The organism is Sinorhizobium sp. FG01, from assembly GCF_002531875.1.
GTDB lineage: Bacteria > Pseudomonadota > Alphaproteobacteria > Rhizobiales > Rhizobiaceae > Sinorhizobium > Sinorhizobium fredii_C.
In genome coordinates this window covers 343,579-370,370 of record NZ_NWTB01000006.1, presented here as the reverse complement: position 1 = coordinate 370,370, position 26,792 = coordinate 343,579, and the positions used below count along the sequence as shown (strand labels likewise).

25 protein-coding genes are annotated in these 26,792 nt (G+C 62.9%); 14 read left to right on the top strand and 11 right to left on the bottom strand.

Annotated features, from left to right (window positions below; translation table 11 throughout):
• Nucleotides 1-44: 44 nt before the first annotated feature.
• On the bottom strand, nucleotides 45-1,202 hold the full coding sequence (locus CO656_RS12070) for an AraC family transcriptional regulator (RefSeq protein WP_037419556.1): 1,158 nt from the start codon (nucleotides 1,200-1,202) through the stop codon (nucleotides 45-47).
• Nucleotides 1,203-1,537: 335 nt separating this feature from the next.
• On the opposite strand from CO656_RS12070, the gene CO656_RS12065 reads away from it, so the two are divergent.
• The 4 genes from CO656_RS12065 (at nucleotide 1,538) to CO656_RS12050 (ending at nucleotide 6,453) form a co-directional block, all read left to right on the top strand.
• On the top strand, nucleotides 1,538-2,581 hold the full coding sequence (locus CO656_RS12065; RefSeq protein WP_097525915.1) for a UDP-glucuronic acid decarboxylase family protein: 1,044 nt from the start codon (nucleotides 1,538-1,540) through the stop codon (nucleotides 2,579-2,581).
• Nucleotides 2,581-3,567: a UDP-glucose 4-epimerase GalE gene (gene galE, locus CO656_RS12060; protein WP_037419550.1), complete on the top strand. Its 987-nt coding sequence runs from the start codon at nucleotides 2,581-2,583 to the stop codon at nucleotides 3,565-3,567. The genes CO656_RS12065 and galE overlap by 1 nt, the downstream gene beginning before the upstream one ends.
• Nucleotides 3,564-5,420, top strand: coding sequence for a glycosyltransferase family 2 protein (locus tag CO656_RS12055; protein ID WP_097525914.1), 1,857 nt, complete (start codon nucleotides 3,564-3,566; stop codon nucleotides 5,418-5,420). Before galE ends, CO656_RS12055 begins: the two co-directional genes overlap by 4 nt.
• A gap of 91 nt (nucleotides 5,421-5,511) precedes the next feature.
• Entirely contained in the window at nucleotides 5,512-6,453 is a 942-nt protein-coding gene (locus CO656_RS12050; RefSeq protein WP_097525983.1) for a glycoside hydrolase family 26 protein, read from the top strand.
• Between the two features lie 117 nt (nucleotides 6,454-6,570).
• On the opposite strand, the gene CO656_RS12045 is transcribed toward CO656_RS12050, so the two are convergent.
• The 9 genes from CO656_RS12045 to CO656_RS12005 form a co-directional block, all read right to left on the bottom strand.
• Nucleotides 6,571-6,870: a hypothetical protein gene (locus tag CO656_RS12045; protein ID WP_234819760.1), complete on the bottom strand. Its 300-nt coding sequence runs from the start codon at nucleotides 6,868-6,870 to the stop codon at nucleotides 6,571-6,573.
• 139 nt (nucleotides 6,871-7,009) lie between these two features.
• Entirely contained in the window at nucleotides 7,010-7,447 is a 438-nt protein-coding gene (arsC, locus tag CO656_RS12040) for an arsenate reductase (glutaredoxin) (RefSeq protein ID WP_097525913.1), read from the bottom strand.
• Nucleotides 7,448-7,588: 141 nt separating this feature from the next.
• The gene (locus CO656_RS12035) at nucleotides 7,589-8,362 is read right to left on the bottom strand and encodes an intradiol ring-cleavage dioxygenase (protein WP_179864757.1); all 774 of its coding nucleotides are present in this window, start codon (nucleotides 8,360-8,362) and stop codon (nucleotides 7,589-7,591) included.
• 121 nt (nucleotides 8,363-8,483) lie between these two features.
• Nucleotides 8,484-9,788, bottom strand: a complete 1,305-nt coding sequence (locus CO656_RS12030; protein ID WP_097525911.1) for a Gfo/Idh/MocA family oxidoreductase — start codon at nucleotides 9,786-9,788, stop codon at nucleotides 8,484-8,486.
• A gap of 160 nt (nucleotides 9,789-9,948) precedes the next feature.
• Complete coding sequence (locus CO656_RS12025) at nucleotides 9,949-10,773, bottom strand: sugar phosphate isomerase/epimerase family protein (RefSeq protein ID WP_097525910.1); 825 nt, start codon at nucleotides 10,771-10,773, stop codon at nucleotides 9,949-9,951.
• 20 nt (nucleotides 10,774-10,793) lie between these two features.
• The gene (locus tag CO656_RS12020) at nucleotides 10,794-12,209 is read right to left on the bottom strand and encodes an enolase C-terminal domain-like protein (protein WP_097525909.1); all 1,416 of its coding nucleotides are present in this window, start codon (nucleotides 12,207-12,209) and stop codon (nucleotides 10,794-10,796) included.
• A 7-nt stretch (nucleotides 12,210-12,216) separates the two neighbouring features.
• Nucleotides 12,217-13,380 carry a dihydrodipicolinate synthase family protein gene (locus CO656_RS12015; protein ID WP_097525908.1) on the bottom strand — a complete coding sequence of 388 codons (1,164 nt, stop codon included), beginning with the start codon at nucleotides 13,378-13,380 and terminating at the stop codon, nucleotides 12,217-12,219.
• A gap of 3 nt (nucleotides 13,381-13,383) precedes the next feature.
• Nucleotides 13,384-14,532 carry a Gfo/Idh/MocA family oxidoreductase gene (locus tag CO656_RS12010; protein WP_037419476.1) on the bottom strand — a complete coding sequence of 383 codons (1,149 nt, stop codon included), beginning with the start codon at nucleotides 14,530-14,532 and terminating at the stop codon, nucleotides 13,384-13,386.
• 124 nt (nucleotides 14,533-14,656) lie between these two features.
• A complete protein-coding gene (locus tag CO656_RS12005) occupies nucleotides 14,657-15,337 on the bottom strand; it encodes a TetR/AcrR family transcriptional regulator (RefSeq protein ID WP_097525907.1) in 681 nt (226 codons plus the stop codon).
• A 212-nt stretch (nucleotides 15,338-15,549) separates the two neighbouring features.
• Here CO656_RS12005 and CO656_RS12000 point away from each other — a divergent pair, with 212 nt between their 5' ends.
• From CO656_RS12000 to CO656_RS11970, 7 genes are all read left to right on the top strand, one after another.
• Entirely contained in the window at nucleotides 15,550-16,836 is a 1,287-nt protein-coding gene (locus CO656_RS12000) for an ABC transporter substrate-binding protein (protein ID WP_097525906.1), read from the top strand.
• A gap of 5 nt (nucleotides 16,837-16,841) precedes the next feature.
• Nucleotides 16,842-17,798 carry a sugar ABC transporter permease gene (locus CO656_RS11995; protein WP_037419468.1) on the top strand — a complete coding sequence of 319 codons (957 nt, stop codon included), beginning with the start codon at nucleotides 16,842-16,844 and terminating at the stop codon, nucleotides 17,796-17,798.
• The gene (locus tag CO656_RS11990; protein WP_037419463.1) at nucleotides 17,791-18,678 is read left to right on the top strand and encodes a carbohydrate ABC transporter permease; all 888 of its coding nucleotides are present in this window, start codon (nucleotides 17,791-17,793) and stop codon (nucleotides 18,676-18,678) included. Before CO656_RS11995 ends, CO656_RS11990 begins: the two co-directional genes overlap by 8 nt.
• 21 nt (nucleotides 18,679-18,699) lie before the next feature.
• On the top strand, nucleotides 18,700-19,716 hold the full coding sequence (locus tag CO656_RS11985) for a Gfo/Idh/MocA family oxidoreductase (RefSeq protein ID WP_097525905.1): 1,017 nt from the start codon (nucleotides 18,700-18,702) through the stop codon (nucleotides 19,714-19,716).
• Nucleotide 19,717: 1 nt separating this feature from the next.
• On the top strand, nucleotides 19,718-20,791 hold the full coding sequence (locus CO656_RS11980) for a Gfo/Idh/MocA family oxidoreductase (protein ID WP_037419457.1): 1,074 nt from the start codon (nucleotides 19,718-19,720) through the stop codon (nucleotides 20,789-20,791).
• Nucleotides 20,792-20,811: 20 nt separating this feature from the next.
• Entirely contained in the window at nucleotides 20,812-21,891 is a 1,080-nt protein-coding gene (ugpC, locus tag CO656_RS11975; protein WP_097525904.1) for a sn-glycerol-3-phosphate ABC transporter ATP-binding protein UgpC, read from the top strand.
• A 125-nt stretch (nucleotides 21,892-22,016) separates the two neighbouring features.
• Nucleotides 22,017-23,789, top strand: a complete 1,773-nt coding sequence (locus tag CO656_RS11970; protein WP_097525903.1) for an adenylate/guanylate cyclase domain-containing protein — start codon at nucleotides 22,017-22,019, stop codon at nucleotides 23,787-23,789.
• Nucleotides 23,790-23,925: 136 nt separating this feature from the next.
• On the opposite strand, the gene CO656_RS11965 is transcribed toward CO656_RS11970, so the two are convergent.
• On the bottom strand, nucleotides 23,926-24,825 hold the full coding sequence (locus tag CO656_RS11965; protein ID WP_097525902.1) for a LysR family transcriptional regulator: 900 nt from the start codon (nucleotides 24,823-24,825) through the stop codon (nucleotides 23,926-23,928).
• A 128-nt stretch (nucleotides 24,826-24,953) separates the two neighbouring features.
• On the opposite strand from CO656_RS11965, the gene CO656_RS11960 reads away from it, so the two are divergent.
• The 3 genes from CO656_RS11960 (at nucleotide 24,954) to CO656_RS11950 (ending at nucleotide 26,736) form a co-directional block, all read left to right on the top strand.
• Entirely contained in the window at nucleotides 24,954-25,433 is a 480-nt protein-coding gene (locus CO656_RS11960; protein ID WP_097525901.1) for a carboxymuconolactone decarboxylase family protein, read from the top strand.
• Between the two features lie 65 nt (nucleotides 25,434-25,498).
• Entirely contained in the window at nucleotides 25,499-26,251 is a 753-nt protein-coding gene (locus tag CO656_RS11955; RefSeq protein ID WP_037419443.1) for an SDR family oxidoreductase, read from the top strand.
• A 62-nt stretch (nucleotides 26,252-26,313) separates the two neighbouring features.
• Nucleotides 26,314-26,736 carry a cupin domain-containing protein gene (locus CO656_RS11950; protein ID WP_097525900.1) on the top strand — a complete coding sequence of 141 codons (423 nt, stop codon included), beginning with the start codon at nucleotides 26,314-26,316 and terminating at the stop codon, nucleotides 26,734-26,736.
• The last annotated feature ends 56 nt before the right edge of the window (nucleotides 26,737-26,792 follow it).

Sequence of the window (26,792 nt, the reverse complement as noted above, 5' to 3'; positions counted from 1 at the left end):
ACGATCGCATCACGCCCATTGGACCAGCCCGAACTCACATTCGATCAGGTGCCGAGCGCCTTCAGCCAATCGCCGATCGTCGATCCACGGTGTCTCCCGGCCGGAACAGCTGGCGCGACTGGGCGTTCGGTCGCCGCGGCCTTTCTGATTTCCCGCGGGCTCACCCCGAATTCGTGGCTGAAGGCGCGGGTGAAATTGGCGGCGACGTCGAATCCGGCGGCCTCGGCAATCTCGGCGATCGGCCGGCTGTCGGCCGGATCGCTGAGTGCTGCATGCGCCTGCTGCAGCCGGCGCCGGCGGATATAGTTGAGAACGCCACCGCTCGCTTCGAAGAGCTGGTAGAGCCGGGTGCGCGAGACGCCGATCGCCCGGGCAATTGCATCCGGCGTAAGCTCGGCGGAGTGCAGGTTGAGATGAATATAGCGGTGGGCCCGCTCCATCATTCCCTTGTTGGTCTGCAACCCGCCGGCATCGGGTCTCGCCGACGAAGCGACGCAGGCGACGACCATGTCGTGCACCGTTTGGACGATCCGCGGTATCTCCTCCGCCGTCAAGCGATCGAGGCGCGGCTCGATGCCGTTGATGTAGTTGATCAACAGATCGGCGAGGTTGCCCGACAAGACCAGATTGTTGGTTTCGCCGAACACGGCGGCATCGTCGGCGAATAGCTCGTAGGGCATGAAGAGAAGAACGGATTCCGCCGCCGTCGCCCGGCCGCGGAACGGGTAGCCGAGCGAGCGGAACACCAGCCTGCCGGGCCCGTTCTCGGCAACGCGGCGGTCAACCTCCGTCCAGGTCATGCCGCTGCGAAGCAGTTCCACATACCAGTGGTCGATCGGGCTGGCGCGCAACATCGCCTGCGGGCGGAGGTAGCTGTGCCCCGGCGCGCGCTGTTGGACGATGAGCAGATTGCCGCAATGCCATGCGGTCTGTTCCGCGACAAACCCGTCCTCGGGCGGAATATTGTCCGGCAATCTGACCTCGACCAAGGGCGCCATGTGGGCTCGCCAGGCCTGAAACTGCTCGTCCGGTCGCAGGTTTCGAGTCGAGAAATGCAGAGGCGTCAATGCCGGCGACGCTGCGGAGCGCGACGCTTCAATGGGAGCGTCGCGCGGCCAACGGCGGCGTTCCGGCTGCGGCTGCGTTGCAGGCGCGACAGCTTCATCCTCTTCCGAGCCCGGCCCCGTGGGACGATCACGCATACAGACTCTCCCGCCCTCGAATGCAGGCGATTACACGTCTTGAGGGTAGTTACCTACACGGCCGCATCGTCGTATGGCGTCGTGCAGGGCCCACCCAGCACTTAGCAGAACCCAGTTCTACGCCATTTTTAGTAGAAATGCACGGCCCGATAACTATCGGGATTGCAGGATAATGACAATCGCCCCGAGCGGTTGTAATCATACATTCATAGTCATCGCTAAGTATTGAGTAAAAGCGGTGAAACCATATTGCTTGTATATAACTTAAATTACCAAATCATACTGTCCGAGTGAAATTATTATAAAGGTTAGTTTATTGGTTTTTGGGGACACGTATGGAATATTTTGAAAATGTAATCAGTGGAAATTCAGATAAATTTGACGAACAGGATAAAGTATTGCGTAGTCCGGCTATCCGGCGACGGATTCTGGTAACTGGCGGCGCAGGTTTCCTCGGGTCACATCTTTGCGAACTGCTTCTCGAGGCAGGGCACGAGGTAATCTGCGCCGACAATTTCTCGACCGGTTTGCGCCGGAACATCGAATCTCTGACGCGCTTCAACGGTTTCAGTCTCGTCGACCACGACATCATCGAGCCGATCGATGTTGAAGTCGACGAAATCTACAATCTTGCCTGCCCGGCCTCGCCGCCGCACTATCAGGCCGATCCCATCCATACGACGAAGACCTGCGTGCTCGGCAGCCTCAACATGCTCGAGCTTGCGGCCCGCAACGGCGCGCGCATCCTTCAGGCCTCGACATCGGAAGTCTATGGCGATCCGCAAGTTCACCCCCAGGTGGAGGGCTACTGGGGCAACGTCAATCCCTTCGGCCCGCGCTCCTGTTACGACGAAGGTAAGCGCTGCGCCGAAACCCTATTCTTTGACTTCCACAAAACCCGTCAGGTCGAGATCAAGGTGGTCCGCATCTTCAACACCTATGGTCCGCGGATGCGCCCGGATGACGGCCGCGTCGTGTCGAACTTCATCGTCCAGGCACTCAAGGGCGAAGACATAACGATCTTCGGCGATGGCTCGCAGACCCGCTCCTTCTGTTTCGTTGACGATCTAATCGACGGCTTCATTCGCATGATGGCCTCGCCGACATCGCTCACCGGTCCGATCAATTTCGGCAATCCCAGCGAATTCACGATCGCCGCGCTCGCCGAACAGGTGATCGAACTCACCGGCTCGCGGTCGAAGATCGTCCACCGACCCTTGCCGGTCGACGACCCCCGCCAACGACGGCCGGATATTTCGCTTGCCGAACGGGAACTCGGCTGGCGCCCCAAGGTGGAACTTGCAGCGGGCCTCGTTCACACGATCAGCCATTTCGATGCACTCCTCGCCCAGGCGAACGAACTCATGGAGGTTGCCTGATGGATATCCCCCGCATCCTCGTAACCGGCGGCGCCGGCTATATTGGCAGCCATACGGCGAAGCTGCTTCGGCTTGAGGGTTTCGAGCCCGTCACCTATGACAATCTGACGACCGGCAACCGCTCGTCGGTGCGCTGGGGACCGTTCATCGAGGGAGATATCCTCGACTCGGCCCATCTCATCGAGATCATCGAGCGCTATGCGCCCGATGCGGTGATCCATTTCGCCGCTTCCGCCTATGTCGGCGAATCTGTCGCCGATCCGGCGAAATACTACCACAACAATGTCTGCGGAACCTTGTCGCTGCTCGACGCCTGCCGGCGGACGGGGCTTGGCAACCTGATCTTCTCGTCGAGTTGCGCCACCTATGGCGTGCCGGCCGTGCTGCCGATCGACGAGGCGACGCCGCAGCGACCGATCAATCCCTATGGCCGGACGAAGCTTATCGCCGAGCACATGCTGTCGGACTACGCTGGCGCCTTTGGCCTCTCCTACGTGGCGCTGCGCTATTTCAACGCCTGCGGTGCCGATCCGGAAGGCGATCTCGGCGAGTGGCACGATCCGGAGACGCATCTCATACCGAGGGCGCTGATGGCGGCGGCCGGCCGAATCGGCCAGCTCGAGGTCTTCGGTGATGATTACGAGACGACCGACGGGACCTGCGTGCGCGACTACATCCACGTCGCCGACCTCGCCCGGGCGCATGTGCTCGCCTATCGGCATCTTGCCGGGGGCGGCAGGAGCCTCGCCGTCAATCTCGGATCCGGCCGCGGCTTCTCGGTCCGGGAAGTGCTGAGCGCGATCGGCGAGGTTACCGGAAAAAACGTGCCGGTGGCGATCCGTCCCCGTCGGGCCGGCGATCCGCCGGTTCTCTACGCCGATTCGAAGCTCGCCCGCGAAGTGCTGGGCTTCTCGCCGCGCTATTCCGACCTAAAGACCATTGTGCGGACCGCCGCCCCGTTCTTCGGACTCGAGGCGCGTCAATGACCCGCCACGTCAAGACTGGCGGCATGGCCGCTGAGGACACGGTCGACGAACCACTGCTCGTGCCAGTGCTGACCGGATATCGCCGGGCCGAATACCTTCTCGGGGCGGCGATGTGGCTTGCCGCGCTCGCCTATCTGTGGGCCTGGTGGCTGGAGCCGCGCCACCACTGGGACATCGTCGGGAGCCTCATGGCGACGGCGACCCTCGCCTGGATCACCCTTCTGCCGGGCTACTTCATCGCGATTTTCTATCGCGCGAGGAAGCCGAACGGCCGGCTGCGGCTGCCGGTCGAAAGCCGCGTCGCCATGGTCGTCACCAAAGCGCCCTCCGAACCCTTTGCCGTTGTGGCCGAGACTCTCAGGGCAATGCTTGCCCAGGATGTGCCGCACGACACCTGGCTTGCCGACGAGGACCCTTCGCCAGAAACACTCGACTGGTGCCGAAGGCAGGGCGTGTTCGTCTCGACTCGCAAGGACCGCGCCGACTACCACCGCACCGCCTGGCCGCGGCGCACGCGCTGCAAGGAAGGCAATCTCACATTTTTTTACGATCATTACGGCTACGGCCGCTACGACTTCGTCGCCCAGCTCGATGCCGACCATGTTCCGGAACCCGGCTACCTTTTCGAAATGTTGCGTCCCTTCGCCGACCCGAAAGTGGGCTACGTTTCGGCTCCGAGCATCTGCGACAGGAACGCCGCCGAAAGCTGGGCGGCGCGCGGCAGGCTCCATGCGGAGGCGAGCATGCACGGGGCGCTGCAGGCCGGCTATAATGGCGGCTTGGCGCCGCTCTGCATCGGCTCGCACTACGCCGTCCGCACCGCCGCCCTCAAGCAGATCGGCGGCCTCGGCCCCGAGCTTGCCGAAGACCATTCGACGACGCTGATGATGAATGCGGCCGGCTGGCGCGGCGTGCATGCGCTCGAGGCGATCGCCCACGGCGATGGGCCGCGCACCTTCGCCGATCTGGTCACCCAGGAGTTCCAGTGGTCGCGCAGCCTGGTCATGCTGCTCCTGCAGTATTCCCCGCGCCTCGTTGGCAAGCTGCCGCTGCGGCTCAAGTTCCAGTTCCTGTTCTCGCAGCTCTGGTATCCGCTCTTTGCGTTCTTCATGGCGCTTATGTTCGCGATGCCGGTCATCGCGCTTGCCCGCGGCGAAAGCCTCATCGCCGTCACCTACCCCGATTTCCTGGCGCATTTCGCACCGCTTTCGATCGTCCTGATCCTGATGGCCCATCGCTGGCGGGCAACCGGAACCTTCCGGCCCTTCGACGCGAAGATCCTGAGCTGGGAATGCATGCTCTTCCTCTTTGCCCGCTGGCCCTGGGCGCTGGCCGGCACGCTGGCTGCCGTTCGCGACTGGCTCACGGGATCCTTCGTCGATTTCCGCGTCACCCCGAAGGGAACGTCGGAAGTCGACCCGCTACCCCTGCGTGTTCTCGCACCCTATGTCATCCTCTCGCTCGCGGCAGTCCTTCCGGTGCTGTGCATCGGGGATGTCGGCGAGGCCAAGGGTTTTTACCTTCTGGCGATCATGAATGCGGCTATCTACAGCCTGCTCCTGATCGTCATCGTCCTCCGCCATGGCCGGGAAAACAGGATCGCCGCGGCACCGCGCTTCTATCGTCCGGCAATGGCGGCTGGGCTCCTGTCGCTCGTCATCCTGCCTGGCATCGCAACCGCCGAGCACGGAAAGGACAGCCTCGAAGCGCTCTCCTGGGGATCCGATCACCTTCGCCTCTTCGAGGAACGCTACTCGGTGGCGGGTGCGGGCGGAGCGACCTCGCGCAAGACCGTGTTCCGACCTCGATGGATCTTTCTTCCGGAGGATCAGCCGCATGCGGAGGGCAGGTGATGACAGGACGAATTCGACTTCGCCGGTTCGCCGCGACCTCACAAGCCTCGTCGAACAGAACCATGAAACAGACCGCAGATGGAGCGACAGGATGAACACGACATCAAGGACAATCGGCTTCGCCCTTGCCAGCCTCATGCTCTCAGGGGCCGTGCTGGCGGCAAGCCCTCCCGGCAGTCGTGCCGGAAATGCAGCCGAAACAATAGACAAGCGGCCGATCCTCACCCAGGACTCGATCACCTTCGGTGCCTATGATCCGCATGGAGACTTCGCAGAGCAGTCGGCTTCCAGGATTGAGCACCTCTTCCTGCCCTGGGAAGACGTCGATCTCACCACCTTGAACATAGCCGATGAATACGCCCACGCGCGCGGACGTACGTTGATGATCACCATCGAGCCCTGGTCCTGGTCGCCCAAATGGCGCCTGTCGTCGCAGGGGCTGCTCAAAAGCATTCTCGGCGGGGAGCGAGACCAGAACATGGCTGCGGTCTGCTCAACGGCTGCCAAGCTGAAAAGCCCGCTCATCATCCGCTGGGGCCAGGAAATGGACGAGACAGACAACCAGTTCTCCTGGGCGCACTGGCAGGGCACGGAATTCGCCGCCGCCTTTCGCCGGATAGTCACGGTCTGCCGCGAGCATCTGAAAGATGCGAAGTTCATGTGGTCGCCCAAAGGCAACGAGGGACTCGAGGCCTTCTATCCCGGTGACGACGTCGTCGACGTCATCGGCCTCTCGGTCTTCGGCTATCAGAAATACGATCAGGACAAGACCGGCCGCGATCAAACCTTCGTCGAGCGACTGGCGCCGGGCTACGAGCGCGTCAAGACCTACGGCAAGCCGATCATCGTTGCCGAACTCGGCTATGAAGGCGATGCCTCCTATGTCAACGGCTGGGCCGAAAACGTGGCAAAGCGCCACGCCGAATTCCCCGCGCTCACCGCCGTCGTCTACTTCAACGATCGTGAAATCTATGACTGGCCGGACGGTTATGGCCGGCCGGACTGGCGCGTCGTTCGAGAGACATCCAATTGATTAGAATCTGCATGCCCTCGTCTCACCGGAGACATGCAGTAGGAGTTGCGCATTCCCGAGCCGGCGCAAAATCCGGCTCCGCAGATGAGCCCCCGGGCTCGGCGCGCAACTCCGCCCCTATCTCAAGAAGCAGCTTGACGTTCTGCCGAACCCGCTCGGCGTGCAGATATAGGGGGCGCGGCCGAGATAGGTGGTGCGCACAACCTTGGCCGCCCGCTGGGTTGCGATAACAGGCTTGATCCTGGCAGTCTTCTTGGCCGGCACGGCATAGCCGACCTCTTTCGTCAGCGAGGCGGTCTTGATGCTTTGGTCCGCAGTGGTCGAGCACCCAGTGAGCGTCGCGGCCAGAAGCACGGCGAGCGCGCAACGCACCAAGTTCCCGCTGCCGAATGACCCGGACGAAATCTTCCCTTGCACTTTCACGGCTCGCACTCCCCTCCGATCAGATGGGAGCACCGTACCGGCGAGGCTTTAAGTCGCCGTGCAGAAAGTACTTACAACTTGAGCGATCCCGGCAAAACTGGCCAGAAAGCCCGCCGCGCGAGCAGCGCTCTTCTTATGGCTGGACGCGGCGGCCGCTCGCATCGACGACGACTTCGCCGTCCTCCTTCGCGAAGGCGCCCTGCTGCCCGCTAGGCAGGATATCCAGCACCGATTCCGACGGGCGACACAGTTTTACCCCGAGCGGCGAAACGACAATCGGCCGATTGATCAGGATCGGATGCGCGAGCATCGCGTCGAGAAGCTGGTCGTCGGTCAGGTTCCTATCCGAAAGGCCGAGCTCGACATAGGGTGTCCCCTTCACGCGCAACAGCTCACGCGTCGAAATGCCCATGCGTGCGATCAGCTGCTGAAGCTCGACACGGCTTGGCGGCGTCTTCAGATACTCGACCACCCGCGGTTCGATGCCGGCATTGCGGATCATCGCCAGCGTGTTGCGCGAGGTGCCGCAGGCTGGATTGTGGTAGATGACGATATCGACGGGATCATTCATTCGGGTTAGGCCTTCTCTCATGCAAGTCATGCAGAGGTTTTGGGACAACGACAGGGATAAGGCAAGGATCAAAAGCGTTCCAGTCGCCCGATCTCGCCGAGCTTGGCCAGCGGTCTTCGTTCAGCGGGTGAAGCAGCGGGATCAGGCCGCAATGCCGATCGTATAGCTTGCCTGCAACACGCCGGTATCGAGCTTCTCGAAATCGAAGATGAACCGAGCGGCATCGCCCGAGGCGAACACCGTATCGCCGCCGTTCATGGTGGCGCGCACCGGCCGCGCCGCATAGTCCGGATGCCCCTGATAGACGAGATCACTCAAGGCGTCGTCGAAGAGAAGCTGGCTGACGAGCAATTCGCGATTGCCAAGCAGAATGCGCAGGTGGATATGGACGGCGCGGCTCGGATACCAGCCGGGATAAACGGTGAGGAAGCTGACGACGCCATTGGCATCGCTGACCTGCCGGCCACGCAGGAATCCGGTGGCTCTGGCCTCGGCATCGTCGGCATTGCACATCGCCGCCGCCTCGCCGGAATAGACGCCGCGCGCATCCGCATGCCAGATCTCGACATCCGCTCCCTCGACCGGCTTGCAGATCGACGCCTCGACTAGGCGAAGGCTGATGCGGGTCGGCAATCCCGTCACGCCCTCGGTGACATCGCTGCGGATCGGCACGTCGTTTGTGTGGCAGGGGCCGAGCGTCTGTGCGAGCGTCGCGATGCATTGCGGCTCGGCCCGGAAGATCGGCTCCGGTAAGGCACCATTGATCCCCGCCGTGCCGCCCGCCCGGAAGTCCGACGCCTGCCAATCAAAGCTCTGGAGGGAGATCGGCTCCCCGGCGCGGCTGCGGGCCATGAAGGCGATCCCGGCTCCCGCAACAATGGCGCCGCCGCCGAGAATGATCGTTCTTCGTTTCATCGGCATCGGAGCGCTCCATTTACGAGGTCGAGGTGCGAGCCGACCGATAGCGTAATCCGGTTTCGGAGCGAAGTTATGCTTTTGTAATGACGAAACGAAGCGGAAGCTCTCCAGTCCGACGTTATCGGCGTCCGCCGGAGGCCGAGGATTGCGCCGCAAACCGCGCAACGGACCGCTTCTCGAAGAGATCCGGCATAAGATCGGCCAGCCGTACCTGTGTCCCGCTGCGCGAGCTTTCCAGCGCGGCGATACCGCAGAGAACCGATAGCGCCCCTGCCCGTGCACCGGCTCGTTGTCCGAGCGGGTCGGCGATGCCGGGCTTGAAGATCATATTGCGCATGCGGTCGTCGCCGCCATAGTGGCCGCCCGAGGAATGCGGCACGTTGACCCGCTCGACGGGCGGCTGGCCCTTCGGGAAGTTGCGGACGAGCAGTATAACGTCCTCCGGCGGTGTCTCCCAGGGCTGGTCCTCGTATTGGCGAAGCTCGATCCGGCCCCTCGTTCCGTTAAAGGCTATGTGGTGGCCCTCGATCGGCTGGAAGGTGTTCAGCGAATAGGAGACATGGACGTCGTTGCCGTAGCGGATGTTTGCGACCATTGTGTCCGGAATGTCGATATCCTCGCGGAAGACGCAGCCGTCGCGGAAATAGCCGTCGATTTCCGACGGCTGCTCGTAGAGCGCGTCGAGGAACGGATCGGCACTGATATCCAGATAGAAGTCGCAGCTTGCCTTGTGCGGACAGAGCTTGCAGCGAGGGCCGCGGAACGGCCCCTTTCGGCCATACATCTGCAGTTCGGCAAAGGCGCTGACGGTGTCCGGCTCGCTGTCGAGATACCAGTTCAAAAGATCGAAGTGATGCGTCGCCTTGTGGACGAAGAGGCTGCCGGAGCGGTCCGTATAGGCATGCCAGCGGCGGAAATAGTCGGCCCCGTGGCGGGTGTCGAGATACCAATGGAAGTCGACCGAGGTGACGCGGCCGATTTCGCCAGCATTGATGAGTTCCTTGATGCGCGCCGCCGTCGGCGCAAAGCGGTAGTTGAAGGAGACATCCACACGCTGCCCGGTGCGCTCCTCCGCATCGAGAATGCGGCGGATTTTTTCGACCGTCGTCGCCATCGGCTTCTCGGTGATGACGTCGGCGCCGGATTCGAGCGCCTTGACGACGATGTCGTCATGGGTGTCGTCCGGGGTGCAGACGATCACCAGGTCCGGCCGCGTCTCAGTCAGCATCGCGTCGACGTCGCCATAGATCGGCGCATTGCTGGCGATCATCGTGCGGGCACGCTCCGCCCGCAGCGCATTGGTATCGGCTATGGCGACCAGATCGACGAACCCGCGCCAACCGGCGAGAAGGTCCTTGCCCCACATGGTGGTGCCGCGGTTGCCGGTGCCGACCAGCGCAAAACGGCGTTTGTCATCCATCATCTCTCACGCAATCCTGTCTGGAGTGGCACCGCACGACCGGCGGCAGAAAGAACAACATGTAAATTTAGAATACATGTTAGCGGCCGATACCGGCGAAAGTCAACCGAGAAACCCGGACGTCCGCCTTCTACTTGTAAGATGCATATCCGAGTTCACCATCTCAGCAGCAGCTTCGGAAGCGTTCGACGCAGGTGGCGATCACCTCCTCGGCCGGGCGTTTCCACCAGTTGTCGGCGGAGAAGATCTCGACCTCCTGGGCTCCAAGGAAAGCCGCCGCCTCGATCATGCCGCGGATTTCCTTGAGGTCGATGACGCCGTCGCCCATCATGCCGCGATCGGTGAGCATGTCCTTCGTCGGCACCAGCCAATCGCAGATGTGATGCGCGAGGATCGCCTTCATTCGGCCGGCCCGGGCGATCTGGTTGGCGAGATTGGGATCCCACCAGACATGGTAGACGTCGATCGCGACGCCGACGCCCGCGCCCAGCGTCTCGCAGATGTCGAGCGCCTGGCCGAGCGTGTTCACGCAGGCCCGGTCGGCCGCATACATCGGGTGGAGCGGCTCGATCGCCAGCGGCACGCCCGCGGCGCGCGCATGCGGCAGCACGGCGGCGATGCCCTCCTCGACCATCCGTCGCGCCCGATCGATGTCCTTCGATCCGTCGGGAAGGCCGCCGACGACGAGGACCAGGCAGTCCGCACCGAGCGCCGCCGCCTCGTCGATGGCGCGCCTGTTGTCGTCAAGCGCCTTCTCGCGGCCGGCGGCATCCGCCGCCGGAAAGAAGCCGCCGCGGCAGAGGCCGGTCAGCTTCAGCCCGTTGGAACGGACGATGCGGGCGGCCTCGTTAAGACCGATCGCCGCCACCTGGTCGCGCCAGGGCGCGATTGCCGTGATGCCGTGCTTCAGGCAGACATCCACAGCCTCGGCGAAGCCGCATTGCTGACGGATCGTCGCCAGATTGATGGAAAGACCCTCGACCTGCATGCTGTTCTCCTCCCGGTTTCTCAGCCCGTCATCGACGCCCAGTCCGGCTCGACCGAGGAGCCGAGGCCGGCCGCCCTCAAGACGGATGCGAAGGTGATTTCGCCGTTTCGGATGGCGAGACGCGCCCGCCGGGCGGCGCTTTCGTAAAGCTCGCCATGGGCCGCAAGATAGGCGCCCTGCTCCGCTGCCGGCGCTCGCCCCATGCCGTCGACATAGTGATGGCCGTTGCGCTCGATATGCCCGGCGCCTATCAGCGCTGCCAGCACGAGATCCTGTTGAAGGCCAAGACCGGCCTGCGTAGTCAGGTCCTCGGCGGACATGAAGTAGCGGCTGTTGCCGGCATGGCCATTCCATTTCTCGACGCGGGCGCGATTGATCAGCGAGCGATAAAAGCCTTTGCAGGATTTTGACGAGATGCCGGCATAGCCGAGCTCGCGGGCCCGCAGAAAGGATCCGACATCGCCATCGGACTCGTCGATCTCGAGCGGCAGGCGCTCGGCGATCGCCGCGACCGGTTTCGACAGCGCCTCGGCGCGCGCGATCGGTTGCTCGAAGAACAGCACGGATGCCCGCAGCCTTTTCAGGCGGGGTTCCTTCTCGATCCGGTCGAGAAGGTCGGCGACCATTTCGCCGCGTTCGAACTGCTCGTTGCCGTCGAGCGTCACGCGATAATCTTCACCATTGTGATCGAGCACCGCGGCGATCGCGACGAGCCGCTCGCAATCTTCGGCGGGACGGCCGGAAACCTTGATCTTGAACCAGCGGTGGCCGTAGGCGGCGATCACCTCGTCGAGCGTCTGCGGCAGCCCGTCTTCGAGCCGCTGGCCGGGTTCCAGGTCGGCCGTACCCAAGGCGTCCGCAAGGCCGATCGTGTGGCGGACGGCCAGCTTCGGCGAAGGCGCCAGGCGCGACAGGAAGCGAGGCAAATCGAAACCGGCGAGATCGGGCGCGGTGGCGTCGGATATCCCGAGCAGATTGCGCGTGACTGCCTCTGCGGCGCTGACGCCGTTCATGCGGCACATTGCATCGATGATGGCGCGGTCTACAAGCGCCAGCCCATAGGAGGCGACCAACGCCGGCAGGCCGTGCCGCGCCGCATTTCGGTGATGGTCCGCCTCCGCGGCGGCATGCAAGCCGAATGCCGTATCAGCCTTCAGCGACCGCAACCCCCCAATCGCCAGGCGAAGCGACATGCGGAGCTGCTCGACATTCTCTCCGGGCGACAATTCCGGGTTCTTGTCGAACCATTTCGGCATCATCATCTCGGCCGACCAGCCGGCGCCCGAGCGGCCGCGTTCATCCTCGATCCGCACCCGAACGAAAACCTGCGGCGCGTTCTCGACACGCGCCGCGCCGAAGCGGAAGGGAAAACGGAAGTCGACCGGCCGCTCGAAGACTTCCGCTTCGACGAGCCTGATGCGAGGAACTTCGCTCATGCCCGCCTCAGTCAATGCCGTGAACGGCGAGTACGCGCTTCATGCGCGCGAGCGCCAGTTCCGGATCGGCGAGAGCGCCTGCCCTGTCCGCCAGCCGGAAGAGTTCGGCAAGATGGGCAAGCGAGCGGGCACTCTGCTGACCGCCGATCATCGCGAAGTGATCCTGCAAGCCGTTCAGATAGGCGAGGAACACGACCCCGGTCTTGTAGAAGCGCGTCGGCGCCTTGAAGATATGCCGAGACAGCGGCACGGTCGGCTCGAGCAGTTCGAAGAAGTCGCCGTTCCGGCCGTGGCCGAGAGCCTCCAGCGCGGCCGATGCCACCGGCGCGATCGCGTCGAAGATGCCGAGCAGCGCGTCGGAATGGCCCTGGTCGTCGCCGGCGATCAGTTCGGCATAGTTGAAGTCGTCGCCGGTATACATGCGCGCGCCCTTCGGCAGTTGCCGGCGCATGGCGATCTCCTTCTCCCTGGAAAGCAGCGAGATCTTGATGCCGTCGACCTTTTCCGCATGCGCCTCGATGACCTTGAGGCAGGTCTTCATCGCCTCCATGTGGTCCGCATTGCCCCAATAGCCTTGAAGCGCCGGGTCGAACATCTCGCCGAGCCAATGGATGATCAGCGGCTGCTTCACCTGCGAGAGGACCCGGTCATAGACACGGACATAGTCGTCCGGGCTCCTGGCGGCCGCGGCGAGCGCACGGCTAGCCATCAGGATGATCCGCCCGCCTTCGGCTTCGATCGTCTCGATTTGGCTCTCATAGGCCTCGAGGATGTCGTCGATCGTCACCTCCGGGCCGGGCGTCAGATGGTCTGTGCCGGCACCGCAGGCAATAAGCGCACCCGGCCGACCGCGGGCTTCGGCAAGCGCCCGGCGGATGAGCTCGCGGGCCTCCGGCCAGCCAAGCCCCATGCCGCGCTGGGCGGTGTCCATCGCTTCGGCGACCCCGAGGCCGAGGTCCCAAAGCCGGTGGCGGAAGGCGAGCGTCCGCTCCCAATCGATTGCCGGATTGAGCCATGGATCGTTGTCGGCGAACGGATCGGCGACGACATGTGCCGCCGCGAAGGCTACGCGCGGGAAGGCCGCCGCATCCCGCTTCCTGAGCGGAACCGGCCGGCCGCTGAGCTCGTAGCGGACGAGCCTGCCTTCGAGGGGAAGATCGATGCTCGTCATGGCTCAGAACTCCAGTTCCGGAACATCGAGCCAGCGGCGCTCTTCCCAGGACTTCAGCCCGAGCTCGGCAAGCTGCACGCCCTTGGCGCCGGCCTCGAGGCCGTAGGGCCAGGGCGCATCCTCGGCGACGTGACGCAGGAACATTTCCCATTGCGCCTTGAAGCCATTGTCGAAGATCTGCGTGTCCGGCACCTCGTCCCAGGTCTTGTAAAAATCGATGGTCTGCGGCTGGTCCGGGTTCCAAACCGGCTTCGGCGTGTTGACGCGGTGCTGGGTCCAGCACTTCGTCAGCCCGGCGACGGCCGAGCCATGCGTCCCGTCGACCTGGAAGGTAACGAGATCATCACGGCGGACGCGCACGGCCCAGGAGGAATTGATCTGCGCGATCACGCCGCCCTCGAGCTCGAAGGTGGCATAGGCCGCGTCGTCGGTATCGCAATCATAGGTCCGGCCCTGCTCGTCGACGCGGCGCGGAATATGGGTCGCCCCGAGGCAGGAGACGGCCTTGACCTCGCCGAAGAGATTGTCGAGCACATAACGCCAATGGCAGAGCATATCGAGAATGATGCCGCCGCCATCGTTCTTCCGGTAATTCCAGGAGGGCCGCTGGGCCGGCACGCCCCAGTCTCCCTCGAAAACCCAATAGCCGAACTCACCGCGCACCGAGAGAATCTTGCCGAAGAAGCCCGACTCCTTGAGCAGCGCCAGCTTGCGCAGGCCGGGCAGGAACAGTTTGTCCTGCACCACGCCATGCTTCAGACCAGAGGCCCGCGCCTTGCGGGCCAGTTTTACCGCCACCTTCAGGTCATCGGAGATTGGCTTCTCGCAATAGACATGCTTGCCTGCATCGAGCGCCCTGCTGATCAGTTCGGCGCGCATCAGCGTCGTGCCGGCATCGAAGAAGATCTGGTCGTTCGGATCGGCCAGGGCGGCGTCGAGGTCGGTCGTCCAGCGGGCGATGTTGTGGCGCTTTGCCAGTTGCTCCATCTTGTCGCGGTTGCGCCCGACGATGATCGGATCGATCTCCAGCCGCTCGCCGGATGTGAGCGCGATGCCGCCCTTATCGCGAATGGCCAGTATCGAGCGCACGAGGTGCTGGTTGTAGCCCATCCGGCCCGTGACACCGTGCAGAATTATCCCCAAACGTGGCATGCGGCTTCCCTCCCTGACAGGCCTCGTGGGAGTGGACCAGCCCTCCCAAAGCCAGTAACTAAACAGTTACTTTGTGGCAGAGAAAAATCCCACTTGTCAACATTAAAAACGACAGGACTGCAATTCAGCGGCGAATGGAGGCCAGAGTCACCTGGACGATGTGACGTCTCCAGTCCTCGAGATTGGCCTCCTCCATGAGGTCCCGGCCAAAAATCGTCGACAGCGTGTGCCGGTTGGAGAGATAGAAATAGCCGAGCGCGGCAATCGTCAGATAGACGTTCAACGGATCGGCATCGACGCGGAACAGACCCTTCGCCTTGCCGCGATCGAGCAGGTCGGCGAGCTTGTCGATGAAATGCGAATGCAGTTCCTTGAGTCGCGTCGACTGGCGCAGCCAGCGGGCACCGTGCAGGTTCTCGGTGCCGAGAAGGCTCAAAAACTCCGGGTGCTCCCGGAAGTATTTCCAGGTGAACATGGCAAGCTCCGCCACCCCCTGCTCCGGTGCCAAGTCGCTCAAGTTCAACGATCTTTCGGCCGTACGGATGCCGATATAGGCCTCTTCCAGAACGGCAAGGTAGAGCTGCTCCTTGTCGCCGAAATAGTGATAGAGCATGCGCTTGTTGGTGCCGGCCCGCTCGGCAATCGCATCGACCCGGGCGCCGCCGATGCCGTTCTCGGCGAACTCGACTGTCGCGGCGGCGAGGATCGAGGCGCGCGTGCGCTCCGGGTCGCGGCTTCCGGCCCGCTCCGCCCGGCCGCCAACGCCTGCCTTTTTCGCTTTCCCTTCCGCCTGCACCTTGTCCATTCCGCCACCTCCGGCACCTCTTGCCAGCCGTGGCGATCGGTGCGACATTGTAAAAAAATATTACAAGATAATGATACCTTCGCACACAACTGCTTGACAGGCTCATCGCTTGTCCATAGTTTGTAACCAATTAGTTATTTGTTGCAAGAGGACGGCGTAACGAAACCAGGGAACGGAACGTTGTGGAGGCGTTCCTGAGGGAGGAGGAACCAATGACAATGCGCATGACCAGACGCAGCGTGCTCGCCGGAGGGGCGGCACTTCTTTCATATTCCATGCTGGCATCGAGTGCGCTTTCTCAGGAAGCGCGGCTGAGAATGCTGTGGTGGGGCTCGCAGGCCCGCGCCGACCGCACCAACAAGGTCAACCAGCTCTTTCAGGAACAGAACTCGGGCGTCGCCATTAACGGCGAGTTCCTCGGCTGGAGCGACTACTGGCCCCGGCTTGCGACCCAGGTCGCCGGCCGCAACGCGCCGGATATCATCCAGATGGACTATCGCTACATCGTCGAGTATGCCCGGCGCGGCGCGCTGGCGCCCCTCAACGATTATCTCGGCTCGGTGCTGAAAGTCGAGGATTTCGACAAGGTGCAGATCGAGGGCGGCAGCGTCGACGGCAAGCTCTACGGCATCAGCCTCGGCGCCAATTCGGCGGCGATGATGGTCAACACCGTCGCCTTCGAGGAAGCCGGCATCAATCTACCGACGCCGGCGACCACCTGGGACGATCTGGCAAGGATCGGCGCCGAGATCACCAAGGCCGGCAAGCGCAAGGGCTTCTACGGTATCGCCGACGGCAGCGGCGTTGAACCGCTCCTGGAAAACTGGCTGCGCCAGCGTGGGAAGGCGCTCTTCACGGCCGACGGCAAGATCGCCTATGACGCGAACGATGCCGCCGACTGGTTCGCCATGTGGGCGGCCATGCGCGAAGCCAAGGCCTGCGTGCCGCCGGATATCCAGGCGCTCGATCAGTATACCCCTGAGACGAGTCCGCTGTCGCTCGGCAAGGCTGCCGCCTCCTATGCCCATTCCAACCAGTTCGTCACCTATCAGGGCATCAACAAGGACAAGCTGGCGCTCAGCAACTTTCCCTTGATCGGCAACGATGCCAAAGGCGGCCACTACCGCAAGCCGTCGATGTTCTTCTCGGTCTCGGCCCAGACGAAGGACCCGGAGCTCGGCGCGAAGTATGTCAATTTCTTCGTCACCGACCCCAAGGCCGCCGAAATCCTCGGCGTCGAGCGTGGCGTACCGGAGTCGGCGGGCGTGCGTGAGAAGCTCGCGCCGACACTCGACGAGTTGGGACGCGCCATGCTCGACTACGTCTCCGGCCTCGGCGCACTTGCCGGCGACCTGCCACCGCCTCCGCCCAGCGGCGCCGGCGAGGCCGAGTTCGCCTTGCGTACCGTCGCCGAACAGGTGGGCTTCGGCCAGCTCGATGTGAAGCAGGGCGGCGAGACGCTGGTGAACGAGGTCACGCAGATCCTGTCGCGAGGGTAAGGGCTATGGCTGCCGTGCAGGATTCCGCCGTAGCCGTCGGTGCGGGCGCCAGGGGGCGCCCCGCCGGACAGGGCCGCTTCGCCGCCATCTGGACAAGACATGGTGCCGGCTACATGTTCCTGTTGCCGTGGCTCGTCGGCTTCTTCGGGCTGACGCTCGGGCCTGCCGTCGCCTCGCTCTATCTCTCCTTCACCAGTTTCGACCTGATCCGCTCTCCGGAGTGGGTCGGGACGGCCAATTACGTCCGCATCGCCACGGCCGATCCGAAGTTTGCGGCCTCGCTGAAGGTGACGTTCCTCTATGTGGTCTTGTCGGTCCCCTTCAAGCTGGCCTTCGCGCTTTTGGTCGCCATCCTTCTCGATCGCGGCGTCAAGGGCCTCACGGTCTATCGCGCCATCTTCTACCTGCCGTCGCTGCTCGGCGGCAGCGTGGCGATCGCCGTGCTCTGGCGGCAGCTCTTTGCCGGCGACGGCCTGATCAATAGTCTGCTCGCCCAGTTCGGCATCGAGGGCCCGAGTTGGATCTCGCATCCGGACTATTCGATCTGGACGCTCGTCGTCTTGAGCGTCTGGCAGTTCGGCTCGCCGATGATCATCTTCCTCGCCGGGCTGCGGCAGATCCCGACCGACATGTACGAGGCGGCAAGCCTCGACGGAGCGTCAAAGTTCCGGCAGTTCTACAAGATCACCCTGCCGCTGCTCACCCCGGTCATCTTCTTCAACGCGGTCGTGCAGACGATCGAGGCCTTCAAGGCCTTCACCCCCGCCTTCATCATCTCCGGCGGCACCGGCGGGCCGATCAACTCGACGCTGTTCTACACGCTCTATCTCTATCAGGAGGCCTTCGGGAACTTCCGCATGGGCTATGCCTCGGCGCTCGCCTGGATCCTCGTGCTGATCATCGGACTGTTCACGGCCTTCTCGTTCCTGACCTCTCGTTACTGGGTGCACTACGATGACTGACGCGACCATGAGCTCGATCACCGCACCCCCCCCGCCGACGGCCAATCGCCGCAGCCCCCTCGGTTCTGTTCTCATCCATGCCGGACTGATCGCCGCCTCCTTCGCCATGCTCTATCCGCTCTTGTGGATGGTCTCGGCATCGGTCCGGCCGGAGGACGAGATCTTCTCCTCGACGACGCTCTGGCCCTCGTCGGTGGATTTTGCCTCCTATGTCCGCGGCTGGTTCGGGCTCGACGTCAGCTTCGGACGGTTCACCTGGAATTCCGTGGTGATCGCAGTTCTGACGGTGATGGGCAATGTCATCGCCTGCTCGCTTGCGGCCTACGCCTTCGCGCGGCTGCGCTTTGCCGGCCGCAATTTCTGGTTCGCGATGATGCTCGGGACGATGATGATCCCCTATCACGTCACCCTCATCCCGCAATATGTGCTGTTCCTAGACCTCGGCTGGGTCAACACCATCCTGCCGCTGGTCGTGCCGAAGTTCCTGGCGAGCGACGCCTTCTTCATCTTCCTGATGGTGCAGTTCTTCCGCGGCATTCCGCGCGAGCTCGACGAGGCGGCGATGATGGACGGCTGCGGGCCGTGGCGCATCTACTGGAAGATCATGCTGCCGCTGTCGCTTCCCGTACTGGCGACGGCCGCGATCTTCTCCTTCATCTGGACCTGGGACGATTTCTTCGGGCCGCTGATCTATCTGAACGACATGAACACCTACACCATCCAGCTGGGCTTAAGAACCTTCGTCGATTCGAGCAGCACCTCCGACTGGGGCGGCCTCTTCGCCATGTCGACGCTGTCGCTGGTGCCTGTGTTCTTCTTCTTCCTGTTCTTCCAGCGCCTGCTGATCGAAGGCATCGCCACCACCGGCATGAAACGCTGACCGACGGAGTTCAAAGACCACATGATCGAATTGCGTTTCGCCGCCGTCGGCCTCAACCACAATCATATCTACGGCCAGGTGAATTGCCTGCTGCGCGCCGGCGCCCACCTCGTCGGCTTCCACGAGCCGGACGATGCGCTGGCGGCGGAATTTGCCGGCGTCTACAAGGATGCGCCGCGCATCGCGACGCTCCCCCAAATCCTCGAGGATGAGAGCATCGGCCTCATCACCACGGCGGCGGTCTCCGCCGAGCGGGCGGAACTGGCGATCCGCGCCATGCAGCACGGCAAGGACGTGCTGACCGACAAGCCGGGGATGACGAGCCTCGAGCAGCTCGCCAAGGTGCGCCGGGTCCAGGCGGAGACCGGACGGATCTACTCGATCCTCTATTCGGAGCATTTCGAAAGCCCGGCGACGGTCAAGGCCGGCGAGCTGATCGCCGCCGGCGCCATCGGCGATGTCGTGCACCTCGTCGGCCTCGGACCGCACCGGCTGCGGCGCGATACGCGCCCGGACTGGTTCTTCCGCCGCTCAGAATATGGCGGCATCCTCACCGACATCGCCTCGCATCAGTGCGAGCAGTTCCTGTTCTTCACCGGCGCCGACGACGCGGCCATCCTTTCGGCGAGCGTCGACAACCGAAGCGTCCCCGACGAGCCCGAGCTGCAGGATACCGGCAACATTCATCTTTCGACCGCCGAGGCCACCGGCATGATCCATGTGAACTGGCTGACCCCGGACGGCATGCCGACCTGGGGCGACGGCCGGCTCTTCATCGTCGGCACGACCGGAACGATCGAGGTGCGCAAGACTGTCGACCTCGCCGGTCGCGAAGGCGGCAACCACCTCTTCCTCGCAGGTCGCTATGGTGTGGAGCACATCGACTGCTCGGCAGTCGAGCTTCCCTTCGGCCGCCAGCTGCTCGACGACATCCGCGACCGAACCGAAACCGCCATGCCGCAGCAACGCTGCTTCAAGGCCATGGAACTTGCGCTTCGCGCCCAGGCGATCGCCGAACAGAACCGGGAAAAGAACTGACATGAGCGTAAAGACAGTCGCCATCATCGGCTGCGGCATCGGCCGGTTGCACATGATCGAGGGTTACCTGCCGCATCCGGACAAGTTCCGCGTCCAGGCGATCTGCGATCTCAACGAAGAGCGCCTCAACGAATTCGGCAACGAATTCGGCATCGAGAGCCGCACCACCTCCTTCGAGGACGTGCTTGCCGATGAGACGATCGACATCGTCGACATCTGCACGCCGCCCGGCATCCATCTCGAGCAGGTGATCGCGGCGCTTGCCGCCGGCAAGCACGTCATCTGCGAGAAACCGCTGACCGGCTCGCTCGCCGGCGTCGACAAGATCATCGAAGCGGAAAAACGCGCCCGGGGCGTGCTGATGCCAATCTTCCAGTATCGCTATGGCGACGGCATCGAGAAGGCAAAGCGTATCATCGAGGCCGGGATTGCCGGCAAGCCCTATGTAGGTTCGGTCGAGACGTACTGGCTGCGCAAGCCTGAATATTATTCCGTCCCCTGGCGCGGCAAATGGGCGACCGAGCTCGGCGGCGTGCTGGTCACCCATGCGCTGCATTTGCATGACATGCTGCTGCATCTCCTCGGTCCGGTCTCCAAGGTGTTCGGCCGAGTCGCGACCCGCGTCAACGACATCGAGGTCGAGGATTGCGCCTCGGCGAGCCTGCTGATGCAGAACGGCGCCTTCGTGTCGCTGTCCTGCACGCTCGGGTCGCAGGAGCAGATCAGCCGGCTCAGGCTGCATTTCGAGAATGTCACCTTCGAGAGCAGCCATGAACCCTATACGCCGGGCAAGGATCCCTGGAAGATCATCGCGGCCAATGAGGCGGTCCAATCTCAGATAGACGAGGTGATCGGCAATTGGCAGCCGGTGTCGCCGCGCTTCACCACCCAGATGGCGCATTTCCACGCCCATTTGAACGGAGCGGCCCCGCTGCCGGTGACGACGAAGGATGCTCGGCGGGCGCTGGAACTGGTGACGGCGATCTACCAGTCGGCGGATACCGGGCGTGAGATTTCACTGCCGATCGGCCCGGACAGCCCGAAATACGCCGATTGGCGCGCCAATACGCGATAGGCGCAGGGGAGGAATTGGAAATGGCAACCAGCGTCGTTCTTCAGAAGGTCGAGAAACGCTATGGCGCGCTCGACGTGATTCACGGCATCGACCTCACCATCGATCCCGGCGAATTCGCCGTTTTCGTCGGTCCGTCCGGCTGTGGCAAGTCCACCTTGCTTCGGATGATCGCCGGGCTTGAGGAGATTTCCGGCGGCACGCTGATGCTCGACAACGACCGGATGAACGAGGTGGCGCCGGCCAAGCGCGGCATCGCCATGGTGTTCCAGTCCTATGCGCTCTACCCGCATATGTCGGTCTACAAGAATCTTGCCTTCGGCCTCGAAACGGCGGGCTACAGGAAGGCCGACATCGAGCCGAAGGTGCGCCGGGCCGCCGAGATCCTGCAGATCCAGAAGCTCCTCGACCGCAAGCCGAAGGCGCTATCGGGCGGCCAGCGCCAGCGCGTCGCCATCGGCCGGGCGATCGTGCGGGAACCGCGCATCTTCCTGTTCGACGAGCCGCTTTCCAACCTCGATGCGGAACTGCGCGTCCAGATGCGCGTCGAGATCTCCCGGCTCCACCGCGATCTCGGCAACACGATGATCTACGTGACCCACGACCAGGTGGAAGCGATGACCATGGCCGACAAGATCGTCGTCCTGAATTCCGGCCGCATCGAGCAGGTCGGCGCGCCGCTCGATCTCTACAACAACCCGGTCAACCGCTTCGTCGCCGGCTTCATCGGCAGCCCGAAAATGAATTTCCTCAAGGCGCGGATCGGCGGCGTCAGCGAAAACGAAACGGCAATCGAAGTCTGCGGCGGCACGATCCGCCTGCCGCGCCGCCTCAACGGCGCAACAGAAGGGCAGGAAGTCACTTTCGGCATCCGCCCCGAGCATCTCTCGGCCCGCGACAGCGGCATCGCGCTTGCGGCCGTCAATGTCGAGCTTGTCGAGAATCTCGGCGGCGAGACCATGCTCTACGGCATCACTCCCGACAGCCAGCAGCTGACCATCGCGCTCGAAGGTCAGCAAAAGGTGGAGCGCGGCGCCAATCTTTCGGTCTATTTCGATCCCGCCCGCTGTCACGTCTTCGGCCTGGACGGCAGGGCGATGTAGGCGACAACCAGGCAACTCGCGATCGGCTCTTCGCTGGGCACCTTAAGAAAGCGCTAATTCAAGGTAGTCGATCGCACCGGGCTGCGCTAGAATCGCCCCCCGAGCAGATCATCGGTGGCAACTCGATGAAACAGAGACTAGCCGCAATCCTGGCGGCCGATATGGCAGGCTATAGTCGGCTGATGGAAGCCGATGAAGCAGGAACGATCGCCCGCCTCAGGACGCACCGTATAGAATTGATCGACCCCGCCATCGCCAAGAACGAAGGCCGGATCATCAAAACGACGGGAGATGGCATGCTGGTCGAATTCCAGAGCGTGACCGACGCGGTGAAATGCGCCGTGGAAATCCAGCAGCGGATGAAGCGGCGCAATTCGGACGTGCCCCAGGATCGCCGGATCGAATTCAGGATCGGCATCAATCTCGGTGATATCATCTTCGACGACGACGACATCTTCGGCGATGGCGTGAACATCGCCGCCCGTATCGAACAGCTCGCCGATGTGGGTGGCATCTGCGTCACCGCTGCGGTGGCAACGCAGATTGCCGACCGCCTCGAAGTCTCTCTCGATGACCTGGGCGAGAAGACGCTGAAGAACATCACTCGTCCCGTGCATCTCTTTCGGGTCGGCATCGAGGGCTCCGTCCTGCCGGCCCCGCCGGAAGAGAAGGATACGAAGCGAGCGGTCTCAAAGCCCGCGATCGTCGTGCTGCCCTTCGACAATATGAGCGGCGACCCAGAACAGGAGTTTTTCGCGGACGGTCTGACGGAGGACATCATTACCGAGCTGTCGCGCCGCCACGAGCTTTTCGTCATCTCCCGCAACTCGAGCTTCGTCTACAAGAACCAGCCTGTGAACGCGCGGGAGGTGGCCGAGAAGCTTGGAGCGCAATATCTGGTGGAAGGCAGCGTCCGCAAGATCGGCGACAGAGTGCGCGTGACGGTCCAGCTCATCGACGCGATCAACGATGCCCATGTCTGGGCCGACAAATACGACCGAAGATTGGACGACATATTCGCCATCCAGGATGAGGTGACGGCGGCAATAGCCGCGACGCTGCCCGGGCGTGTCGAGGCGGCCCAGCGAGATCAACTCGCCCGCACGAAGCCGGCGAACATGGCTGCCTATGAATGCGCGCTTACGGCCAAGGTGCTGCATCACCGCGGCACGATTGCGGATAATGAGCAGGCCCGAGCCCTGATAGACAGGGCACTCGAGCTCGACCCCGGCTATGCGCATGCCCATGCCTGGCGAGCCTGCATTCTCGGACAGGCCTGGGTTTACGGCTGGTGCGAGGACAAGGACGCGACCTGGACCGAAATCGTGACCGAACTCGAACGCGCGCTGGCGCTTGACGACAACGACGCCGACGTGCACCGCATCCTCGCGGCGGTGAACGTCAACAACAACGCGTTGACGGCGGCCCGCTATCACCAGGAGCGCGCCCTTTCGCTCAATCCCAACTACGATCTAGTGGTGGTCCAGCAGGGCGAACTCTTGACCTGGCTCGGCCGACCGGAAGAAGGGGTCGAGTGGATCCGCAAGGCAATGCGGCTCAATCCCCATCATCCGGAACGGTTCTGGAGCCACCTCGGAAAGGCGTTTTTCGCGGCCCGGCAATATGGCGAAGCAATCGAGGCATTCATGCACCTTTCGGCAATGGACCACGTGCAGCACGCTTTCGTTGCCGCCTGCTACGGCTGGCTCGGCGACGACATTGCCGCGTCTGCGCATATGAAAAAGGTCCAGGCGCTCGCCCCCGACTTTGGCCTCGAATCCTTCCTCGCCACCTTGCACTACGCTCAGGAAGCCGACACGCAGCACATTCGCGAAGGGCTTGTCAAAGCGGGCGCGAACGATGGCCTGCCGACAGCGAACGACATCGCGGCGCAATAGAGCCCCGTCGAAGCCTGTCTCGAAGACCACGAAAACGTGGGTGTGGCGCGCCACTCCCACCGTTCATTTGGCCTGCCCCCTGCCGCGTCTTCGGCCTGGACGCAGGGCGATGGAGGCCCGCACTCACGCGGGCGAATCAGGACACCATCAACGGATCTTGGCGGACGGCCTCGATCAGGAAGTCGAGGACGGTCCTGACGCGCAGCGGCATGTTGCGGCGCGATGGATAGACGACATTGATCGGCAGGCGAGTCGGCGGGAACTCCGGCATCACATTCACCAACCTGCCCGCCTCGATGTCCGGGCAAGCGAGGATATGGGAAAGCACCGCAAGGCCGCTGCCGGCCAGCGTCGCGCGATGGACGGCCACTGCATTGTTGGCGATCAACCGAGGTGCAATCCGTACGGCAATCTCGTCCGCCCCGTTGGAAAACGACCAGGTACGACCGTCGCCGGCCCGGCGGTAGCAGATGCATTCATGGGCGGTGAGATCGCCTGGCGATTGCGGTCCCGTTCGGCCTTCCAGGTAGGTGGGCGCTGCGACGAGGAAGGCAGTCGTCCAGCCGATCCGGCGGCACACCAGGCTGCTGTCCGTGACCGGCCCCAGGCGCACCTGGAGATCAATCCCTTCCCCGACCAGATCCGACGGCTCCTCTCGGAAGATCATTTCGACGGCGAGCCCGGGATGGCCGGCAATAAGGCTCGCGAGGCGGTCGCTCACATAAAGCCCGAGCGGCGCGGGTAGTGTGAGCCGTACCTTGCCAGAAGCCATCGTTCCATCGGCACCGGTGGTGTCGCCGAGCGCGTCCACCGCCTCGACCACCTTGAGCGCCATCGGAATGATCTGCTCGCCTTCGGCCGTCAGGGCGACTGCGCTTGTCGTGCGGTGCAGAAGGCGAGTGTTCAAATGCGCTTCCAGTGCCGACACCTGCCGGGAGACGGCCGGCTGCGTCAGATTAAGGTCGACCGCGGCTGCGGAAAACGAGCCAGTCTCGGCGACCCGGAGGAAGGTTCGCAGTGCGGATACGATGTCCATCCTCGTCCCCATACTTTCCCGCATAAGCCTTATGTCGGCAGCTTAGGGGGCGAGGGCTTTACTGTCCAGATATTACGGATATTTTCTATCCATAAGGATATCAGGTATCCTTGATTGAGGAGAGAACAATGACCCAGCGCCTGAACTACGCCCAGCAATCGCCGGAGCTTTTCAAGAAGCTTTCGGAACTCAGCATAACCCTGAAAGACAGCGTCATCGATCAGACGATCCGAGATCTCGTCAATATCCGCGCATCGCAGATCAACGGCTGCGGATTTTGCCTCGACATGCATGTGAAGGAAGCTAAAATTCACGGCGAAAGCGAGTTGCGTCTATACCACATTGCAATCTGGCGCGAGTCGAACCTTTTCATCCCCCGCGAGCGCGCCGCACTTGCCTGGACCGAAGCCGTAACGAGGCTGCCCGAAGGCGGCATCCCCGACGAACTCTATGAGCGGGTGCGCGGCCAGCTTTCAGAGAAGGAAATCTCGGACCTGACGTTCTCGATCATGGTCATCAATGCATGGAATCGCGCCAGCATCTCCTTCAAGAACGTGCCCGGTTCCGCCGACAAGCTCTACGGTCTCGACAAGGCCGGCCTGAACTAACTCTGTGCCCTTCGCTGACCCGTCTAGCAACGCGGCGCGAATGCTGCCGCAACGGAGGTGTTTTTATGAAAATCGTCATCATAGGGGGAACCGGCCTCATCGGTTCGAAGACAGTCGAGCGCCTGCGCAAGCAGGGTCATGAGGTGATCGCCGCCTCTCCAAACACGGGCGTCAACACCATCACCGGCGAAGGACTTGCCGAAGCGCTTGCGGGCACCGACGTGGTGATCGACCTCGCAAACTCGCCGTCTTTCGAAGACGAGGCGGTGATGGAGTTCTTCGAGACGTCTAGCCGCAATCTGCTTGCGGCGGAAAAAGCGGCCGGGGTCAAGCACCACATCGCGCTTTCGGTTGTCGGTACGGAACGCCTGCAGGAGAGCGGCTATTTCCGCGCCAAGCTTGCTCAGGAACGGCTGATCAAGGGTTCAGGCGTTCCCTACACGATCGTTCACTCGACTCAGTTCATGGAGTTCCTCGGCGGTATCGCCCAGTCCGGCACCGTCGGCGACACGGTGCATCTGTCGCCAGCCTATGTGCAACCGATCGCCTCCGACGACGTCGCCGATGCCATGGCGGACGTTGCCCTTGCTCGGCCGGTCAACGGCACGATTGAGATTGCCGGCCCCGAGCGGTCGCGGCTGAGCGACCTCGTCGGTCGCTATCTCAAGGCAAGTGGCGACGCCCGTAAGGTCACGCCGGATCCCGAGGCACGCTACTTCGGAGCCCGACTGGAGGACGGCTCGCTCGTTTCCGACAACAATCCGCGTCTTGGCCGGATCAATTTCGAACATTGGTTCGCAACCTCGGCACGGAAATGACCGGATGCCGGTGCGCCGTGCCCCCCCCCGGCGCACTGTCAAACCCATGCAGGAGCTTTGAGATGATGAAGTCGATCGTCGCCGCCGTGACAGCCACGGCAGTGATTTCCGGGTCTGCCGCGGCCCACGACACTCCCGCCGGCAAGGCCAACAAGGTTACGCTCGTCTATGAGCATCAATTGCCGAACGTTCCGGGCAAGAGCATCAGGGGCGTTCTGGTCGAATATGGTCCCGGCGGGTTTTCCGAAGCCCACACCCATCCGAGCTCCGCCTTCATCTACGCAACGGTTCTCGAAGGATCCATCCGCAGCCAGGTGAATGGCGGACCGGCCAAGGTCTACCAGGCAGGTGAGAGTTTTTCTGAGATGCCCGGCGACCGTCACGACGTGAGCGCAAACGGCAGCGAGACAAAGCCGGCCAAACTGCTGGCGGTCTTCGTCGTCGATACCGCTCAGAAGGAGTTGACCTTCCCGATCGAGAAATGACTTGAAGTGGGGCCGCATGCGGCGCATCCGGCCCCGCTTTTGATCCGGACATCCTT